11 protein-coding genes, 1 tRNA gene, 1 pseudogene and 1 riboswitch are annotated in these 19,495 nt (G+C 61.9%); of the genes and pseudogenes, 6 read left to right on the top strand and 7 right to left on the bottom strand.

All coding sequences use genetic code 11. The features are described 5' to 3' along the window. Window positions 1-17: 17 nt before the first annotated feature. From AC1RTQ_RS15405 to AC1RTQ_RS15395, 3 genes are read right to left on the bottom strand one after another with little or no spacing between them, the layout of a single operon-like run. Window positions 18-827 carry an alpha/beta fold hydrolase gene (locus tag AC1RTQ_RS15405; RefSeq protein ID WP_492876975.1) on the bottom strand — a complete coding sequence of 270 codons (810 nt, stop codon included), beginning with the start codon at window positions 825-827 and terminating at the stop codon, window positions 18-20. Between the two features lie 28 nt (window positions 828-855). After that, window positions 856-2,355, bottom strand: a complete 1,500-nt coding sequence (locus tag AC1RTQ_RS15400) for a DUF4303 domain-containing protein (protein WP_492876973.1) — start codon at window positions 2,353-2,355, stop codon at window positions 856-858. 15 nt (window positions 2,356-2,370) lie between these two features. Continuing rightward, a complete protein-coding gene (locus AC1RTQ_RS15395; RefSeq protein ID WP_492876971.1) occupies window positions 2,371-3,669 on the bottom strand; it encodes an O-acetylhomoserine aminocarboxypropyltransferase in 1,299 nt (432 codons plus the stop codon). A gap of 254 nt (window positions 3,670-3,923) precedes the next feature. Between AC1RTQ_RS15395 and AC1RTQ_RS15390 the strand changes: the two genes are divergently transcribed. The 3 genes from AC1RTQ_RS15390 (at window position 3,924) to AC1RTQ_RS15380 (ending at window position 7,503) form a co-directional block, all read left to right on the top strand. Continuing rightward, on the top strand, window positions 3,924-4,376 hold the full coding sequence (locus AC1RTQ_RS15390; RefSeq protein WP_302089896.1) for a CBS domain-containing protein: 453 nt from the start codon (window positions 3,924-3,926) through the stop codon (window positions 4,374-4,376). 143 nt (window positions 4,377-4,519) lie between these two features. Next, complete coding sequence (aroC, locus tag AC1RTQ_RS15385; protein WP_492876969.1) at window positions 4,520-5,617, top strand: chorismate synthase; 1,098 nt, start codon at window positions 4,520-4,522, stop codon at window positions 5,615-5,617. Window positions 5,618-5,667: 50 nt separating this feature from the next. Next, window positions 5,668-7,503 (top strand): bifunctional metallophosphatase/5'-nucleotidase, encoded by a 1,836-nt coding sequence (locus AC1RTQ_RS15380; RefSeq protein WP_492876967.1) that lies wholly within the window; start codon window positions 5,668-5,670, stop codon window positions 7,501-7,503. A 131-nt stretch (window positions 7,504-7,634) separates the two neighbouring features. On the opposite strand, the gene nrdR is transcribed toward AC1RTQ_RS15380, so the two are convergent. The 3 genes from nrdR to AC1RTQ_RS15365 all read right to left on the bottom strand — a co-directional run bounded on the left by nrdR (window position 7,635) and on the right by AC1RTQ_RS15365 (window position 10,525). After that, window positions 7,635-8,117 (bottom strand): transcriptional regulator NrdR, encoded by a 483-nt coding sequence (gene nrdR / locus AC1RTQ_RS15375; RefSeq protein ID WP_087081895.1) that lies wholly within the window; start codon window positions 8,115-8,117, stop codon window positions 7,635-7,637. 21 nt (window positions 8,118-8,138) lie between these two features. After that, window positions 8,139-9,386: a serine hydroxymethyltransferase gene (gene glyA, locus AC1RTQ_RS15370; RefSeq protein ID WP_302089899.1), complete on the bottom strand. Its 1,248-nt coding sequence runs from the start codon at window positions 9,384-9,386 to the stop codon at window positions 8,139-8,141. Between the two features lie 35 nt (window positions 9,387-9,421). Next, window positions 9,422-9,576: riboswitch (ZMP/ZTP riboswitch) on the bottom strand. Window positions 9,577-9,691: 115 nt separating this feature from the next. Further along, window positions 9,692-10,525, bottom strand: coding sequence for a lytic transglycosylase domain-containing protein (locus AC1RTQ_RS15365; protein WP_492876964.1), 834 nt, complete (start codon window positions 10,523-10,525; stop codon window positions 9,692-9,694). Window positions 10,526-11,395: 870 nt separating this feature from the next. Between AC1RTQ_RS15365 and AC1RTQ_RS15360 the strand changes: the two genes are divergently transcribed. The 3 genes and pseudogenes from AC1RTQ_RS15360 to AC1RTQ_RS15350 all read left to right on the top strand — a co-directional run bounded on the left by AC1RTQ_RS15360 (window position 11,396) and on the right by AC1RTQ_RS15350 (window position 19,320). Continuing rightward, window positions 11,396-15,292: a DUF748 domain-containing protein gene (locus AC1RTQ_RS15360; protein ID WP_492876962.1), complete on the top strand. Its 3,897-nt coding sequence runs from the start codon at window positions 11,396-11,398 to the stop codon at window positions 15,290-15,292. 215 nt (window positions 15,293-15,507) lie between these two features. Then, window positions 15,508-18,162: a DUF349 domain-containing protein gene (locus AC1RTQ_RS15355; RefSeq protein ID WP_492876960.1), complete on the top strand. Its 2,655-nt coding sequence runs from the start codon at window positions 15,508-15,510 to the stop codon at window positions 18,160-18,162. A gap of 126 nt (window positions 18,163-18,288) precedes the next feature. After that, window positions 18,289-19,320, top strand: a pseudogene (locus AC1RTQ_RS15350) (IS3 family transposase). 100 nt (window positions 19,321-19,420) lie between these two features. Here AC1RTQ_RS15350 and AC1RTQ_RS15345 read toward each other — a convergent pair. Further along, a tRNA-Leu gene (locus AC1RTQ_RS15345) sits at window positions 19,421-19,495 on the bottom strand.

The following is a 19,495-nucleotide window of genomic DNA, read 5'->3' as shown; positions in this document are numbered from 1 at the left end:
GGCGCAAGCTTAATCGCTCATGCAGCCAGGAAATCCCGAATCGCAAACAGCGTCGCGTCGGGCGACTCCGTCATCTGGTTGTGGCCGTTGGGAATCACCTGCACCTTCACTGCCTTGCCGGCGCCTTTGGCCGCCTCTATCAAGCCTTTTGCGGCCTTGGGTGGTGTCATCTGGTCCTGTTCGCCCAGCACGAACAGAAGCGGGCAGGCGGCCTGCGTCATGGCTGCTTCGCCACCTGCATAGCTGTCACAGGCCTTGAAGCCTGCATGCAGCAGATTCGTGCGAGCGTTGCTGGCCAGCACGCGGCGGCCCAGGGCCATGCCGGCACCGAACACCCAGCTGCCTGCGCCATTGGGCGGTGCCAGCGTGGCGCGCGAGAAGGTGTTGACCATCTGGATGGCTTTCTCGGGCGTGTTCAGCGCCGACTCCAGCAGCGCGGGCGAGACCTTCATGGGAAAGGCCGTACCCACCAGCACCAGATGGCTGATGCGCGTCTTTAGCCTGGCCGCAGTTTCCATGGCAATCAGGCTGCCCCAACTATGGCCGATCAACGCAGCTTGCTGCAGGCTTGCCGCATCCATCAGCGCGCCTATGAAGGCTGCTGCCTCCTCGACGGATTCCGGTGCTTGCCCTCCGCTTTTGCAATGGCCAGGCAAATCGATGGCCAGGACGTTCCAGCCGTGATTGGCCATGTAGCGGCTTTGCAGCGCCCAGACACTGTGATCGCAGAGCACGCCGTGGATGAAAATGGCGGTGGGCTTGGCCGCGTCGAAAGCCTTGCCGCCGGTGTAGGCGTAGATGTCTGCGCCTTGCACATTGATTTGCATGTTTGTCTCCGGTTCTGTTCTTTGTGGTTCAGCCGTGTTCACCAAGCCATTGCTGAGCCAGCTCACGTATGTTGTCGCAGGCATCGTGTGCGGCGGCATGCTCAATCGCAGCTCGCTGCGCTGCGCTGGCTTTTTTCCAATACCGCAGGCCCAGCATGGCCTGATAGCGTACGCCGTCGTTGCTGTCGTGACTCAGGGCCTGTGCCAGTGCAGGGGTGATGCGCCTGCCCGCAGCGGCACCAAGGCTTCGCTCTCCCATGATGCAGGCAGCATGCACGCGCACCAGAGCGTGAGCGGACTGCAAAGCGCACAGGGCTTGCTCCAAATCCGCAACCCGAAGGCTGCAATAACCACCTCCAGGTGATAGCTCTTCATTCAGCGCCTGGGTCAAGGCCGGGTGCTTGAGGTCGAGCGCCCGCTCCAGTGGCGCGTAGTCAAGGTGCAGGGGCGTGGTTCCCGGCTTGCTGTTCCAGGAGCGGTAGGGGTAGGCAATGCCTTGCGCGATCCTGTCCGCAGGCACGGCCGGGCCACCTATTTGCTGCTGCAGCCATTCCTGGTCGCCTAACGCCCCCAGGGCACTGGCGCACCAGCCTCGCTCGCTTTCTTGCCCGGGGCTGTGGATGGGGGCCTGCACCTGCTGACGCAGTGCAGTCAGTATCTGTTCGTCCCGGTAGGCCATCTGGGCCAGCAGCATGGCCGCACGCCACTGTTTGCCAGGCCGAGTCAGCATGGGCAGCAGCGCATGAGCCACCTGGCGGTGATCCATGACAAGCAGAGCAGCTTCTGCCTCCTCGCCCAGCGATTGCGCCTCTTTGCGGCTCAGTCCCAGTTCCGTGCACCCGATACCTTCCAGGCAGCTCAAATGGTATTGCAGCTGTTGAGCGGGGGAGAGTGCAGCCACTCTGGCGCGTCTTTGCGCATCCAGGTCATGGCTGGGAAACAAGGCAAGAAAGCGCGCCTGCCCCATGCTCTGGCGCGCCAGGGCTTCGCATTCCTGAGTGTCTTGCACATAGATCAGCACCGCAAACTCTGGAGTGAGCTGGCTGGCCCAGGGCGATTTTTGACAGGCTTTGGTCAGCTGCTTGCAGATGCGGATCAGCGCCTTGATCAGGTGCGCCTCGGTACGCAACCAGTGGGCAGGCGTGCTTTTATTGGCTTCGGCCAGCAAGGCTTGCTCCAGTTGCTCCAACTCCTGAGAGTCGGAGGCTGAATCCAGCGCTTCCCATTCCCAATCCGGAGGATTCCAGCGCAGAGTGCCCAACCGGCCGGTATCCAGGTCGAATTCGGACAAGCGACTCTGCGGCGATGGGGCATTCACCATTTGTGAATAGGCCCGCTCGCTATTGGCGGACAGCGTGGGCAGATAAATGGGGCCGTCCTGCTCGCGGTACAGGCCGTTCAGTGCCAGTGCGTAGATGCTTTCCTGAGGGTTCGCGGCCAGGAACGCCTGAGCATCTTGCCAGTAGATGCTGAATAAAGTCTGTTCAAACTGCTTCCAGTCCAGCGATGCAGAAGTTGTGGCAACCATGTTTGTTCAGGTCTCTCAGGCCGCTTTCTCGGCCGCCTTGAGGGCGCGCTTGAGGTCGTCAATCAGATCGTCGGCATCTTCCAGGCCGATAGACAGCCGGATCGTTCCCTGGCCGATGCCTGCCTGGGTCAGCGCCTCGTCGCTCATGCGGAAATGCGTGGTACTGGCGGGGTGGATCACCAGAGAGCGGCAGTCGCCCACATTGGCCAGATGGCTGAAGACCTTCAGTGTCTCGATGAACTTCTTGCCCTGGTTGCGGTTGCCCACAATGTCAAAGCTGAACACAGAGCCTGCGCCGCGCGGCAGCAGCTTGCTGGCCAGAGCGTGCGAGGGGTGGGTCTCCAGCATGGGGTGGCCCACGTGACTGACCAGCGGGTGGCTGGCGAGGAACTGCACCACTTTTTCGGTGTTGCGCATATGGCGCTCCATGCGCAGCGGCAGGGTCTCTATGCCTTGCAGGATCAGCCAGGCGCTGTGCGGGCTCATGCAGGCGCCGAAGTCACGCAGGCCTTCGCGGCGGGCGCGCAGCAAAAAGGCGCCCGTGGTGGACTCCTCGCTGAACACCATGTTGTGAAAGCCGTCATAGGGCTGGGTCAGCTCGGGAAAGCGCCCCGACTTTTCCCAGTCGAAGCTGCCGCCATCGACGACGATGCCGCCAATCACCGTGCCGTGACCGGACAGAAACTTGGTGGCCGAGTGGTAGACGATGTCCGCGCCATGCTCGAAGGGCTTGATCAGCCAGGGCGAGGTGAGGGTGGAGTCCACCAGCAGCGGAACGCCGGCTTCGTGGGCGATCTGGCTCACGGTGGGAATGTCCAGCACATCCAGGCCGGGGTTGCCCACGGTCTCGCCAAAGAACAGCTTGGTGTTGGGGCGCACCGCAGCCTTCCAGCCATCGATGTCGCCGGGCTTCACAAACGTGGTCTCGATGCCGAAGCGCGCCAGCGTGTAGTGCAGCAGGTTCTGCGAGCCGCCATACAGCGCCGTGCTGGCCACGATGTGGCTGCCCGCGCCCATCAGCGTGGCAATCGACAGGTGCAGCGCCGCCTGGCCGCTGGCCACGGCAATGGCGCCCACGCCGCCTTCCAGGGCCGAGACGCGCTGCTCCAGCACCGCATTGGTGGGGTTGGAGATGCGGCTGTAGACATGGCCGGGTCGCTCCAGATTGAACAGGCTTGCCGCGTGGTCGCTGGATTCGAAGACAAAGGACGTGGTCAGATGGATGGGTACGGCACGTGCGCCGGTGGCGGGGTCGGGCTGGGCGCCTGCATGCAGGCTCAGGGTGTCAAAGCCGGGGTCAGAGTAGCCGGGCATGTTTTGTCTCCATGGCTGGTTTTGATCGACGCAATGTGTGATCAAGCACGCAATCAAATATCGATTTGGTCGGATAGACGAATGAATATGTAGAAATTCATGTGTTTCGTCATTGCTTTAGTTTTTCTCAATGCAAGCCATTGTGGGCTATATTTGTGCACGCACCTGCATTCTGTGTAAAGCGATGCCGCATGTGCTGACACATGCAGGACAAAAGCTGCCACGGTGTGCCAAACAGATTTCGGAGAACAGCAATGAAAGTTAGTGACATCCTGCGCGTCAAAGGTAATACCCTGTACACGGTGTCGCCCGACGAAAGCCTGGCCGCGGCGGTGCAGGTGATGTCGGAGAAGGACATTGGCTCGCTGGTCGTGATGGATCACGGCGATGTGGTGGGCATGCTCACCTTCCGCGAAGTGATCCAGGGCTTTGTGAAGACCGGCGGCGTGGAGAACCTCTCCGTGCGCGGCGCCATGGACGACGCGCCCATGACCTGCACCATGGAAACCGATATGGACGAAGTGCGCCGCATGATGCTGGACCGTCATGCGCGCTATATGCCCGTGATGGACAAGCGCATGCTGATGGGCGTGATCTCGCTGTATGACGTGGCCAAGGCCGTGGTGGACAGCCAGAACTTCGAGAACCGCATGCTCAAGGCCTATATCCGCGACTGGCCCGAAGGCGAACGCCAGGGTGCCGAATAAGCCAGCGTTTCACGCCCGGCTTTTGCTGCAGACCCCGCCGAGGCGGGGTTTTTCATGTCCTGCCTGGTCTGAGCATGGTGAAAAGACTTTTGGCATGACAGCGCGCAGCCGTCAATCATCACTTCAACGATAATCGGCAGCCTATGAGCGGCAATACCTTCGGCACTATTTTCACGGTCACCAATTTTGGTGAGTCCCACGGTCCGGCCATTGGCTGTGTGATTGACGGCTGCCCCCCGGGCATGGCCTTGAGCGAGGCGGATATCCAGCATGATCTGGATCGTCGTCGCCCCGGCACCAGCAAGTTCGTCACGCAGCGCAACGAGCCCGATGCGGTGGAGATTCTCTCCGGCGTGTACGAAGGCAGGACCACAGGCACGCCGATCGCCCTGCTGATCCGCAACACCGATCAGCGCAGCAAGGATTACTCCAATATCGCGCAGAGCTTTCGTCCCGGTCATGCCGACTACGCCTACTTCCAGAAGTACGGCATCCGCGATCCGCGCGGTGGCGGCCGCTCCTCGGCACGCCTGACGGCGCCTACCGTGGCCGCAGGTGCCGTGGCCAAGAAGTGGCTCAAGGAAAAGTTCGGCACCGAGTTCCGCGCCTGCATGACCCAGATCGGCGAGCTGCCCATCGGTTTCGAGAGCTGGGAGCATGTGCCGCACAACCCCTTTTTCGCGCCCGTGGCCGATGTGAGCCGCTTTGAGGAATACATGGAGCAGCTGCGCAAGAGCGGCGACTCCTGCGGTGCGGCGCTGCGTGTGAACGCCAGCAATATGCCGGTCGGCCTGGGCCAGCCCCTGTATGACCGACTGGACGCCGACATCGCCTACGCCATGATGGGCCTGAATGCCGTCAAGGCCGTGGAGATCGGCGCAGGCTTTGACAGCGTGGCCCAGCGCGGCACCACGCATGGCGATTCGCTGAGTCCCGAGGGTTTCCGCAGCAATAACGCGGGCGGTATCGTGGGCGGCATCAGCACCGGCCAGGATCTGGAAGTGCGCATCGGCATCAAGCCCACCAGCTCCATCATCACGCCGCGTGAATCCATCGATATGCAAGGTCAAAGCACCGAAGTCATCACCAAGGGCCGTCACGACCCTTGCGTGGGCATTCGTGCCGCGCCGATTGCCGAGGCGCTGCTGGCGCTGGTGGTGATGGACCATGCGCTGCGCCACCGCGCGCAGAATGCCGATGTGGATTCCGGCCTGGCCCCGATTCCGGCCTCGGCCAGCTGACATCGCCCAGACCTTTTTGTGCGTTACAACCTCTGACTCAGGAGAGTCCGATGGTTGCAGCTGACAAAAAACCGGATCAACGCCAGTCTCGCGCCTTGTCGCCAGGCTGGCGTTGCGCTTTTCGCAATGCCTCCCGTCCCATGTGCGCTGCGCTGCTCGCGCTGGGTTTGAGTGCCTGCGGTGGCGGTGCGCTCAGGCCGGCCAGCATGGAGATCACCGTGCTGGGCTTCAATGACCTGCACGGCCATCTGGAGCCGCCCGGGCTGGCGGTGACGGCCCAGAATGCGCAGGGGCAGAGCGTCGCCGTGCCCGCCGGCGGCGTGGCCTACATGGCCCGGGCCATCGCGCAGCGTCGCCAGGCCAGCCGCCATGTGGCGCTGGTCGCGGCCGGGGACATGATCGGGGCTTCGCCCATGGTCTCTGCGCTGTTTCTCGATGAGCCGACGATAGAAGTGCTCAACCTCATGCGGGTGGACTTCGCGGCCACCGGCAATCACGAATACGACCAGGGTGTGGCCGAGCTGCAGCGCATGCAAAGTGGTGGCTGCGAGAAGTTCACGAACAAGCAGCCCTGCCAGATCAGCAAGCCCTTCAAGGGGGCGCAGTTCCCGTTTCTTGCGGCCAATACGCTGCGCGGCGACGGCCGGCCGCTGCTGCCGGCAACCGGGGTGAAGTTCTTCGAGCAGGACGGTCTGCGCATAGGCGTGGGCTTTATCGGCATGACGCTCAGGAACACGCCGCATATGGTGCGCCCCAGCGGGGTCAGGGGGCTGAGGTTTGCCGACGAGGCGCAGACGGCCAATGCGCTGATTCCACAGCTGCGTGCGCAGGGGGCCGATGTGATCGTGGTGCTGATCCATGAGGGCGGGGCCACCACGTCCGGCCTGCAGGACGATAGTTGCAAAGGCCTCTCCGGCGCCATCGTGCCGATTCTGGAGCAGCTCTCGGGCGAGGTCGATGTGGTGATCTCCGGTCATACCCATCGCTCCTATATTTGCGATTACGCCAGGGTGGATGCCCGCAAGCCGTTTTTACTGACCAGCGCCGGCCAGTACGGCACGCTGCTGACCGAGGTCAGGCTCACGGTGGATGCGCGCACACGCCGCGTGAGCCGCAAATCGGCGCGCCAGAATATTGTGCAAGGCGAGGCCTATCGCAGCCCTGCCGGTCTGGTGGGCCTGCAGCCCGAATTTCCGGTCTTTGATGCCGACGCCCAGGTTGCGGCGCTGGTGGCGCGCTACCAGGCTGCGGCCCGGCCGCTGGCCGAAGCCGACGCAGGGCGGCTGGCCGCAGCTGCCAGCCGCATGCCTCAAGTCAATGGCGAAAGCGTGATGGGGCGCATCGTGGCCGACTCCATACTCGCGGCCACGCGCGATGCCGCCGCGGGCGGGGCGCAGCTAGCCTTTGTGAACCCCGGCGGCGTGCGCGCCGACCTGGTGCCTGCGGTCGACGGCAGCGTGACCTATGGCCAGCTGTTCAGCGTTCAGCCGTTCGGCAATACGCTGATGGTGATGAGCCTGACGGGCGAGCAGATTCGCCAGGCGCTGGAGCAGCAATTCGACAGCGGCAGCAACACCGTGAGCGCACCGCGCATCCTGCAGGTGTCCGAGGGCTTCAGCTACCGCCTCGACCGCAGCCAGCCCGCAGGCCGGCGCGTGAGCGAGCTGCGCCTGAACGGCCGGCAGCTCGAGATGTCGCAGCACTACCGTGTGGGGCTGCAAAGCTATCTGGGCAGCGGCGGCGACAACTTCAGCATCTTCACGCAAGGCATCGATGTGGTGGGCGGCATGCTGGATCTGGATGCCCTGGCCGAGCATGTGCGCGAGCAAAGCCGCAGCGGCCCGATGACGCTACCTTTAAAGGAGCGTATTGCGCTTGTCCATTAAGGATTTCATATGAATATCTATCTGATATCCTTTTATATAAAGCGATAGAAGCTCACTATTTCATAGCGTTCGCCTACCGCCAGGCACACAAAACAAAAGCCACCCGAGGGTGGCTTTTGTCATGGCGGCGCTCAGGCCTGGGGCTTTCTGGCGGCCTTGGCCTTGGGACTGCGAACCTCATCCATGATGTTCTTGAAGTCGTCCACATCCTCGAAGCTGCGGTAGACGCTGGCAAAGCGGATATAGCCGACCTTGTCCAGGCCCTTGAGCTCGTCCATCACCAGCTCGCCGAGGCGGCTGGAGTCGATTTCACGCTGACCCAGATTGAGCAGCCTGTCCTCGATGCGCTCTATGGCTGCATCGATGAGCTCGGTGCTCACGGGGCGCTTGCGCAGCGCGATCTGAAAAGAGCCTTGCAGCTTGGCGCGCTCGTATTCGATGCGCCGGCCGTCTCTCTTGACCACGGTCGGAAAGCTGACCTCGGGGCGCTCGTAGGTCGTGAAGCGCTTGTCGCAGCCGCCACAGCGGCGGCGGCGGCGGATGAAGCCCCCGTCCTCGGACTCGCGGGTTTCAACAACTTGCGTGTCCGGGTGGTTGCAGAAGGGGCACTTCATGACAGCTCAGCGCAGCAGGATTTACTTGCTGTAGACAGGGAACTTGGCAGTCAGCTCGGCCACCTTGGCGCGCACGGCGGCCAGATTGGCTTCGTCTTCGGGCTTGTCCAGCACGTCAGCCACCAGGTTGGCGGTGATGCGGGTTTCTTCCTCGCCGAAACCACGGGTGGTCATGGCAGGAGTGCCGATACGGATGCCGCTGGTCACGAAGGGCTTCTCGGGGTCGTTGGGGATGGCGTTCTTGTTCACGGTGATGTGAGCCAGACCCAGGGCCGCTTCGGCAGCCTTGCCGGTAATGCCCTTGGCACGCAGGTCCACCAGCATCACGTGGCTTTCGGTGCGGCCGGAGACGATGCGCAGACCGCGCTCGGTCAGCGTCTCGGCAAACACCTTGGCATTCTTCACGACCTGTTCCTGGTAGGCCTTGAACTCGGGAGTCAGGGCTTCCTTGAAGGCCACGGCCTTGCCGGCGATGACATGCATCAGGGGGCCGCCTTGCAGGCCGGGGAAGATGGCGCTGTTGATGGCCTTCTCGTGCTCGGCCTTCATCAGGATCACGCCGCCACGAGGGCCGCGCAGGCTCTTGTGAGTGGTGGTGGTGACCACGTCGGCGTGGGGCACGGGGTTGGGGTACACGCCTGCGGCGATCAGACCGGCATAGTGGGCCATGTCCACCCAGAAGATGGCTCCGACTTCCTTGGCGATTTTTGCGAAGCGCTCGAAGTCGATGCGAAGGGCATAGGCGGAAGCGCCGGCCACGATGATGCGGGGCTTGTGCTCGCGTGCCAGCTCTTCGAGCTTGTCGTAGTCGATGGCTTCGTCGGCGTTCAGGCCATAGGAGACGGCCTTGAACCATTTGCCGGACATGTTCAGCGCCATGCCGTGGGTCAGGTGACCGCCTTCGGCCAGGCTCATGCCCAGAATGGTGTCGCCGGGCTTGGCGAAAGCCATCAGCACTGCCTGGTTGGCCTGGGAGCCGGAATTGGGTTGCACGTTGGCAGCTTCGGCGCCAAAGATCTGCTTGATGCGGTCAATGGCCAGTTGCTCGACCACGTCCACATGCTCGCAGCCACCGTAGTAGCGCTTGCCGGGGTAGCCTTCGGCGTACTTGTTGGTCAGCTGGGAGCCCTGGGCTTCCATCACGGCGGGCGAGCAGTAGTTCTCGCTGGCGATCAGCTCGATGTGCTCTTGCTGGCGATGGTCTTCAGCTTCAATAGCTGCAAACAGTTCGGGGTCGACTTTCGCGACGGTATCGGTGCGTTGAAACATGGCAGTCCTGTGAACTTAGAAATTCCCTTGAGGCCAAGGGCTGCCCAGGCGAACGGCTGAAACGCTTGCAGGCTGCAGTCGCTGCGACCCTGGGCGGTACGCTCCCCGGTGGTTCACAGACCTTGCAGTCTGCCGGATTCCACGTCAGCGGCAGAAAATTCTGCGCCTATCGCCAGTTGCGTACACCCGTTAGTGTAGCTGAGCCGGCATGGCCGCAGAGCCTATGCCCGTTTTTCCCGCTGGCCCTGGCCGGGGCATAAAAAAAGCTGGCCGCAGCCAGCTTGAGAAATGCAGGGATCTGCCGCTTAGAGGTTGGAGTTGGCCAGTGCCACTTGCTGAGCGTGAGAGACCTTGGTGGCCTCGTCGGACTTGGCCGTCATCAGCGGGCTGGCCTGCAGTCCCACGCCTTGGCGCAGGCGCTGGTGTTCGGCAAGCACCTTGGCAGCGTAGCCGCCGTCCGAAGGAAGATTGGCTGCGCCCACGTAATAGCGCAGCCCACCCTCGATGGAGCCGGCGCGGGCAATGCACTCCTTGAGCACCTTGACTCCGACCTTGAGATTGGTGACGGGGTCGAAGGCCGCGTGCTGGCCGCCAAAGCTTTCGTACTTGTCGGTGTGCACGGACGTCATCACCTGCATCAGGCCCTGGGCGCCGACCGAGCTTTGGGCAAACGGGTTGAAGCTCGACTCAATCGCCATGATGGCCAGAATCAGCGTCGGGTCCAGCTTGTTGGCCTTGCCCTGGGCATAGGCTTCGCTGACCAGGGCGGCAATCGGTTCGGGCGCCACCCGGTATTTTTTGCTGAGCCAGTAGGCGACAGCCGCCTGCTCCTTGGGCAGGTTCTTGGGGTTGACGGCCGTGGCGCGGTCGCTGGCGACGACGATGTTGGCGGAAGCAGGGGCTTCCTCCACTTCGGCGGCTGCTACAACGGCGCTGGCGGGCAGGCGTGTGTCGAGCCACTCGCGCAGTTCGGTGGCGCCGGCCAGACGCAGGTCCGGACGAGAGATCAAAATCAGGGCCGAAATGGCCACGGCCAAGCCCAGCAGGGCGAAACCGTTGTGAGTAAGAGCAAGAAAACCGTGGGCCGTCTTATGGCCCAACGTTCGCGCGGAGGCGATTAATTTTCCTGACGCTGGCATAGCTTGTCCTTTCTTGGCTATCGCCCGAGGTCGCACCGGATCAATCTCGCGGAGCAACCAGGACAACTGGCCGATGAGGTTTGCTGCGGGCCGATTAAAAGCGCCCCTTGGGGCGCCGATCGGTCTGCTCAGTCGTGAGGCAGCGGAAACAAAAAACGCTCATTTCGAGCGCTGGCGGATTCTAGAAGCGCCCTAAATATTCAGTCAACACTAACAAAAATACTTTTTAGATTTTAAAATTATATAAAAACTGTATGAATGTACAGTTTGCTCGAAAAATTACAGCAAAAAATCACGGACTCAAGAGGTGTATACGCTCACATCGTTTTATTTGTCATCAAGGCGAAATAAAGTGCAAAAAGCCTGGTAGCCCTACGCGAGCACAGATATAGTGAATCTGCCTGCACGTTGCAGGTGCTTGCCAAAGGAAAGGAAAAGCAAACTCCGCCGAGGCCTTTGATTCCATGGGCTGTTGGCACTTGCTCTTTATCTTCGCTTGAGGCACAAAAGGGAGCAATCTTTGCTTCCAGCGGCAAGGACCACACCCTCCTTGAACCGCGAAAAACGGTCCGGTCTGGTACCGGCCGTAAAGCCCGGAAGTCGGTTTCGCCACTTCCGGGCTTTGTCATTTCCGGCGAGTCTTTTTCTGCAGCGCATTGTTTGCATTTTTCCGCGCGCATCTGCCTCTGGCGGGTGCTCCGATAGCGCAAACTTCTCCCTGTAAACCGCCTCTTGCCTCTATCTATATATAGAGCGCAATCTAGATACACCAGGGTGCGCTCAAGGTACAGTGGTGTTCCGGGCGCGTGGCGGGTCCCGCCCCTGAGAGTCTTGGAAGGCTTTCATTCTCTGCATCAATAACAATTACCCATGTCCTTGCTCACATCGAATCGCTGGCTTCGTCGGCTGATCTGGTCTGTTCTTGCTCTTTTGCTGTTATGGCTGCTGCTTTGGGCGGTAGTGCCTTGGGTCGCCAAGAGCCAGCTGGAAAAACAGGCTTCCGAGAAGCTGGGGCGTGGCGTGCATGTAGGCAAGATCGAGTTTGCTCCCTGGGCCATGTCCATCACCTTGCATGATCTGGTGATTGATAAAGCTATAAAAAAAGTAGCTGATGGTTCTGATGCACAAAACCTTTCAGGCCAAGCCAATCTGAAGTCCGCAGCGGAGCCTCAGCTGGAGATCAAGCGCATCTTCATCAATGCCAGCGCGCAGTCCTTGTTCAGGCTCGCTCCTGTGCTGGATGCGATCGAGGTCGATGCGCCGGTGGTGCGCCTGACTCAGTATTCACTGGGCAAGCTCGATATCGACGATGTGATTGCCAGGCTCTCCGAGCCAAAGGACGAAGAGCCGTCCAAGCCCGTGAGCTTCGCGCTCTACAACATTGCGTTGCGCGATGGCCGTATCGAACTGAATGACGAGTTTGTGCAGCGCAAGCATGAACTCAAGGATTTGCAGCTGAGCATTCCTTTCATCAGCAATCTGGCGTCCAAGCGCGAGATCAAGGTGCTGCCGCATCTGGCTTTCGATCTCAACGGCAGCCAGTTCGACACGTCGGGCGAGAGCACGCCGTTCACCGACACCCGTCAGACGGCGATGCACCTCAAATGGGATCGAATCGATCTGGCCCCTTATCTGGGCTATGTGCCTGCCCGCGTTCCCGTGCAACCCCTCTCGGGAGTGCTCGATACGGATCTGCAGATCAGCTTCGAGCAAAAAGATCAGCCTGTAGTCAGCATCAGCGGCAAGCTGGCCCTGAGCAACGTCGAATTGCAAGACCGCCAGGGGGCGCCGCTGCTGAACTTTGAGGCGCTGGAGTTGCAGCTCCAGAATGCTCAACCTCTGCAGAGCCAGATTGCGCTGGAGACTGTGCGCTGGGTCAAACCCGAGATTCATGCCAGCCGCAATGCGCAAGGCGTGATCAACTGGCTGGGGTTGCATGCGCCGTCCGCCGCTGCAGCAGCGCCTGCCGAGAATGCAGGGCCTGCGTCTGACTCCTCCGACACCAAGGCTTCGGTCCAAGCGGGAACCAAGGCCGAGACGCCCGCCCAGCCCCTCGCAGTGAGCGTTAAGCAGTTCGATATTGATAGTGCTACGGTGCATTGGAGGGATGCGGCCACAGGCGCGGCACCTGCAGCCCTGACTCTGGCTCCTTTGGTGCTGCAGGCCAGGAATCTGGCTTGGCCCATGAATGCGCCTTTGCAACTGACGGCCACTGCAGGCCTGCAAGCGGCTGAGCAGGCCCGGGTGGAAGGGGCAGCCAGGCTGGCTGTGGATGGAGAAGCCACGGACAAGGCGGGCAGGCTCAATCTCAAGCTCGAGCAGATGCCGCTGCAATGGGTGCAGCCCTATATAGAGGCGCACTTCAAGCCGCAGCTAAGCGCCATGCTGGGCGCCGATGCCCGGATCTCCTGGGGTGAGGGCAACGTTGTGGCAGAGGTGACAGAGCTGACCGCCGACAAACTGCAGCTGCAGGACAAGCAGGCCCCTGTCAATATCGAGCAGATCAAGGTCAGCGGCGTTCAGGTCGATCTTGCTGCCCGGCAGGTGCAGGTGCAGGCCATTGCCGTGCAGAAGCCGCAACTCGCGGCAATGCGTGACGCACAAGGGCACTGGATGTACGAGCGTTGGTTGCCCGTGGCAGCGTCTGCGGCCAAGCCGGCAACGCAGGGCGGCAAGGCGGAGCCGGGCAAGCCCTGGTCGGTCAAGCTGGCAGCGATTGCCGTGGATGGCGGTGCGTTGCAGTTTCGCGATGCAGCACCTGTGCAAGGTGGGAATGCGCGGCCCGTGCAGCTGGATGTGAGCGCCTTGCGCGTACGCCTGGGTGCTTTCGAGCCTCTGGCGGCCAAGGCCGCGCCGACTCCGCTGGAGGTCTCGGCTCAGCTGGCTGCCAGTCGCCGTGTGCAGGCAGGTCATATTCAGTTCAATGGGCAGTTGGGTCTGGCCCCTGTTTCGGCGCAAGGTCAGTTGCAGGCCCGTGCCGTGCCGTTGCATGCGCTGGAGCCGTACTTCGGTCACAAGCTCAATGTGGATCTGGTGCGTGCCGACGGCAACTTCCGGGGCAAGCTTAACTATCTGGCCCATGCCAAGGGGCCGCAGTTGTCCGTGTTGGGCGATGTGGAGCTCAACGACCTGCGCGTACGCTCCACGCTTGCAGCTCCGGTGCAGGAGCAGGTGGGCAAGCCCAGTACCGCCAAGGGTGCGCTGACGGCGGTGCTCAATGACTCCACGGCAGACCGTGCCAAGGCACTGGCTGCGCGCACAGGTCTGGGTCTGGGCGATGATTTGCTGGCCTGGAAAACACTGGCGGTGCGCGGCCTGGATCTGAATATGCAACCGGCCCAGCCCCTGCGGGTGAGCGTGCGTGAAACCGCGCTGAGCGACTTTTTTGCGCGCGTCATCGTGCAGCGCAACGGCCGCATCAATCTGCAGGACATCGTGAAGACCGAAAAGTCCGAGCAGTCCGTCGCGCAGAACGAAGAGGCGAACGCACAGGCGGCTGCTGGCGAGAAGCCCGAACTCAGCAAGCCCGTGGCCGAGCACGTGAAGCCCGAAGATGCCGGCCCCATGCCCATCATCAAGGTCGGGCCCATTGTACTGACGGGCGGCAAGGTGCAGTTCTCTGACTACTTCATTCAGCCCAACTACTCGGCCGATCTGAGTGAGCTGAACGGCCGTCTGAGCGCCTTCTCTTCGCAGGCTCCTGCAGGCCAGGTAGAGCCGCAAATGGCCGATCTTGAAATCAAGGGCAAGGCCCAGGGTACGGCGATGCTCGATATCAGCGGCAAGGTCAACCCGCTGGCCAAGCCTCTGGCGCTGGATGTGCGCGCCCAGATGAATGACCTGGAGCTGTCGCCGCTGTCTCCATATTCCATCAAGTATGCGGGCTATGGCATCGAGCGCGGCAAGCTCTATATGGATGTGAACTACAAGGTGCAGCCTGATGGGCAGCTCACGGCATCGAACAAGCTGGTGCTGCGCCAACTGACCTTTGGCGACAAGGTGGAAGGCGCGCCCGCATCGCTGCCCGTCAAGCTGGCCGTGGCCCTGCTGTCCGACCGCAACGGCGTGATCGATCTCGATGTGCCTCTGAGCGGCTCGCTCAACGACCCGCAGTTCCGTCTGGCTCCCATCATCTTCAAGGTGATCGGCAACATCATCATGAAGGCCGTGACCGCGCCGTTTGCGCTGTTGTCGGGAGCGTTTTCGGGTGGCGACGAGTCGGGCGCAGTCAACTTTGCGCCGGGCAGCGCCAAGCTCGATGGAAAGGCCAAGGAGCAGTTGGCCAAGATCGTCAAGGCACTCAACGACCGTCCCGCGCTCAAGATGACGGTGGTGGGCGAGTCGCGTGAGGCCCAAGACAAGGAGGCCTGGAAGACTGAAGAGCTGGACCGTCTGCTGCTGGCCCAAAAGCGCCGCAACGTGATTCGCGAAGGCAAGAGTGGCGACGAGGTGATGGAGTTCAGCGAAGCCGAGCGCCCGGCTCTGCTCAAGGCCGTTTACGGTCGTGCCGACATCAAAAAGCCCCGCAATATGGTCGGAATGGCCAAGGACCTGCCTGCCGACCAGATGACGGCGCTGCTGGTGGCCAGCATCAACGTGCCCGACGACGCCATGCGCGAGCTGGCGCTGGCGCGTGGCGTGGCTGTGCGGGACTATCTAGCCACGCAACAGCTGCCGCTGGAGCGTCTGTTCCTGGGTGCTCCCAAGCTGGATGCACAGGACAAGGACTGGACGCCACGAGCCCAGTTGAGCCTGTCTGCGCAGTGATGAAAGTGCTGCAAAACACCCCTCGATTTCGCATTTTTTGGCTTGCCTTTAAATAAAGGCGAAAATACCGGTTTGCCCAGGTGCTCATGTGCCTGGGCTTGCGCTTGGAAAGTCTGCCCTCATGTGGGTTGGCACTGGCCTGTTGCAGCGTTGACTGCGCTGGCTGCCAAGCATTTCCTGACCCTTACATGACATCTATTTCTCCTAGCAGCACCATGTCTGATGCATCTGAAGTGAACCCGGCCTCTGCCAAGAATACTGAGCAACATCCGCTGGATGCATTGACGGGTGGTGCTTTCTCCGCCGAGACGTCGGGTGATCGCGCCGCGCGCATTCGCGACTGGTTGGCGACTCAGCCCACGGTCGAGCAACTCCAGGACGTTCACAAGGAACTGAGCAAGGGCGACAAGAGTGCTGCCCGTGCCGTGCGCGAGCGCCTTGACGAAATCCGTCGTACCGCCAATCAGGAAAAAATTTCCGTGGAATGGGCCGAGAAGGCTCAGGCCCTGCTGGCTGCAGAGCCCTTCGATGCCGCAGCTGCAGCTGCCTGGCAGCGTGATGCAGCCAAGGCCGGTGCTGCGCTGTCGCGCGAGCCTCTGTCGCAGTTCAAGGCCCGACTGGGCGAGCGCGTGAAGGCTGTGGAAGACCTGCAGCATCGCACCCAGGTGCAGCGCGAAGTGGCGCTGCTGCTGGCGCAGCGCATCGAAGTACTGTCCATCAAGTCCTGGAAGGATGCCAAGGCGGTGCTGGAAGCCCTGGGGGTCGATGTCGCGCGTTGGCAGGAGCAGGCCAAGGAGCTGACCGGCGACGCCAGCTGGAGCAGCGTGGACGGCCGTTTCCCTCCTCAGCTGGAGGCAGCCTCTGCACAACTGGCGCTGGTTTGGGATGCTTTCCAGTCTGCACTGGCACAGACCGAGGCCGCTGCCGCCGACGAGGCAGCGCCGTTGCCCACGGTTCCTGTCTGGGCCGACGAAATCCGCGTGGCTCGCGGTCTGCCTCCCGAAGCCGCTGCTGTGGAAGTGGGTAAGCCCGCTGCACCGCGCGCAGCAGCTGCTGGTCGTGGCAAGCCCACGCCCGAGCAGGTGGAAGCCGCCAAGGCTGGCCTGGATCAAGCCCTGCAGGCGCTGAAGGCTGAAACTGCAGCTGGCAACAGCCAGGCCGGCTCCGAAGCCGTCCAGGCCATGCGCGCAGCCATCAAGGCCCATGGCCGCTTTGTGGACGAAGCGCTGGTGGGCGAAGTGCATGAGGCCCTGTTGGCCGCCGGTGAAGCCGAGGGTTGGCAGCGCCATCTGGCCGAGAAACTGCGCGAAGACCTGGTGGCCAAGGCCGAAGCCTTGCTCAACCGTCCCGAAGGCCAGGCACTGGGTGGTCGCAAGATCCAGGAAACCCTGCGCAGCCTGCGCGAACAGTGGAAGCAGGCCGATCAAGGTGCCGTGGCCAATCATGCGCTGTGGAAGAAGTTTGACGAGGCCTGCAACGCAGCCTACAAGGTGGTCGAGTCCTGGCACGACAAGATTCGTCAGGACAGCACGCAGGCCAAGGCTCAGCGTCTGGCGCTGATCGAAGAAATCAAGGCCTGGGCTGCAGCCAATGCGGCCAGCCAGGACTGGAAGAACATGTTGCGCGCGCTGCGCCAGTTTGGTGAGCGCTGGCGTGAAAGCGGCCATATCGGCGAAAAGCTGTTTGCCGAGCTGCAGCCCCTGTTCAAGCAGGCCATGGCTGCTGCCGAAGCGCCCCTGCAGGCTGCACAAAAGGCTAGCCTGGAGCGTCGCCATGCCATGATCGACGAAGCCACGGCCTTGGGGGCCGCCCCCAGTCTGCGCATCGACGCCGTGAAGGCGCTGCAGCAGCGCTGGCAGGCCGAAGCCCAGGTGGTGCCACTGGATCGCAAGCACGAGCAAAAACTCTGGGATGCATTCCGCAAGCCGCTGGACGATGCCTTCAATCGCAAGAGCGTGGAGCGCGGTGGTCGCAGCCCGGTGGCGGTTGAGTTGTCCGAGCATGATCGTCGGGTGCTGGATGCGTCCAAGGCGGTCGAGGCGGCCAATGCCAGCGGCGATGTGCAAAAGATTCACGCAGCGCTGGCCGAGCTCGAAGCAGCCATCAAGGCTCAGCCCGCCAAGTCTGATGAAAACCAGGCCCGGACGGAGCAAGCGTCTGAAGCTGTTGAGGCGCAAGCGAGCGAAGCCGCTGCAGTGGCCAAGCCGGCACGCCCCGTGGTGGCCGTGCGTGGCGATGACCGCCCTGGCATGAGGAAGGAAGCTGCAGCTGCTGCAGGCGCTCGTCCTGGCGATCGCAAGGATGGCGGCCGTGGCCGCGATGCAGCGCGTGGCGAGCGCGGTGGCCGTGATGGTCGCGACAGCCGCGATGCCGGTCGTGGTCGCCGCGAGTTCACGCGCGAAGAGCGCGGGCCGCGCCTGGCCGATCCAGCCTTCCGTGCTCAGCGTGATGCCGTGGAGCATGCCCAGGAAGCTCTGCGCAAGCTGGCGGCTCAGGCACACGGCGAAGCGCTGACTCAGTTGCTCGGTGCCTGGCAGGCTCGTGATGCTGCGCAGCTGCCATCGGCTCAGCAACTGGGCGGCAAGGTGACGGCACCTGTGCGCTCTTCCTGGTCCGGCGCTGTGGCTGCTGCGCCCAAGGGCAATGCTGCAGAGGCCCTGCTGCGCCTGGAAATGGCTGCCGATGTGCACACTCCTGCCGATCAGCTGACGGCACGCCGTGCGCTGCAGCTGCAGATGCTGACCCGCCGCAACGATCCTTCGCCCCAGCAGACCTGGGGTCAGGACGTGGCGACTGTGCTGGGCAGTGCCAGCGATGAGGCATCTGCCCGTCGCCTGCAGACCGCGCTCAAGCAATTGCTGCGCAAGTAAGCGACATATCGCCTCGATGAGAGGCGATTGCTAAAGAAAAAGGGAGTCGTTAGGCTCCCTTTTTCATTTGTGTGATCCGTCCTGAATTGAGTTGACACCTTTCTGTAGAGCAGAAAGGGAAGTCAAATGGAGCAATGGGTTAAGAGAGCTCAGAGGGACTACACGCTGGCTTTTAAACTGGCTGTAGTCGATCAAATTGAAAGAGGAGAGCTGACGTGCCGGCAGGTCCACGAACGGTACGGAATCCGTGGTGCCTCTACCGTACTGGTGCGGCTTCGCAAGCACGGACGGCAGGAGTGGAGGGCTGCATCATCCAGGGGCAAAGGATTGCAGAAGATGTCTGAGCCGCCCGAGCCGCTGACGCCAGAGCTGCGCATCAAGGAACTGGAAGTGCAGCTGAAGCAGGCCAATGAGAAAGCGGCCTTCTTTGAAGCGGCAGTAAACGTGCTCAAGCGCGACTACGGAGTCCAGGTCGCAAAAAAGCCTGCGGGCAAGTCCTCACGCAAAAACTCGTCCAAGCGTTGAGCGTCGCGAGGGCTTGCCGCTACGTGGGGGTCAGCCGTCAGGCGCACTAGAAGCGCCTGGTCTGCCTGCGTGCACGCAGCGAACGGGACAAAGCGGTGGTGGAGTTGGTCAGCGAAGAGCGGCGTCATCAGCCACGCATTGGCACGCGCAAACTGCTGCACTTGCTCAAGCTGCCGCTTGAACAGGCGGGAATCCAGGTCGGGCGCGATGCACTGTTCGGCGTGCTGTGCGAAGCGCGCATGCTGGTGCGGCCGCTGCATGTGCACCACAAGACCACCCATGCCCTCATCACTACCGACGGCATGCCAATCTATTCAAGGAGGGCCGGGCAAAACAGTGGCCAGTGGCTGTGCGCAGTTGTGGGGCGCTGACATGACGTATCTGCCCCCTAAGGAGAAGGCTGCCTGTCTGATGGTGACCGATGCCTGCTCGCGCAAGATCGTTGGCTGGCACGTGATGGAATGCTTGCTGCAACGACCTGCGGATCTCTCGCAGGCACGTACCATGGTGTGCGAATCGGTCCGGCTGTACAACGAGAGCAGGCCGCACCTATCCCTAAAATGCAAAATGCCCGATGCGGTACATCGGGCGTCTTTGGTCAGCCAGCTTGGGCTGAAGATCAGTCCCGTATAGGTGTCAATCGATGGCCGCACGGGTCAGTGCTGCTTGCCATTGGCGGGGGGCTTCGTCAACGAAAAAGCCGCTGCATTTGCATGCAACGGCTTGTCGTATTTGGTGCCCAGGAGAGGACTCGAACCTCCACGGAGTTACCCGCTAGTACCTGAAACTAGTGCGTCTACCAATTCCG

The sequence above is a fragment of the Comamonas sp. GW821-FHT11H03 genome, assembly GCF_058807955.1.
The sequence above is the reverse complement of the archived record's forward strand: the minus strand, read 5'-3'. Positions and strand labels throughout refer to the sequence as shown.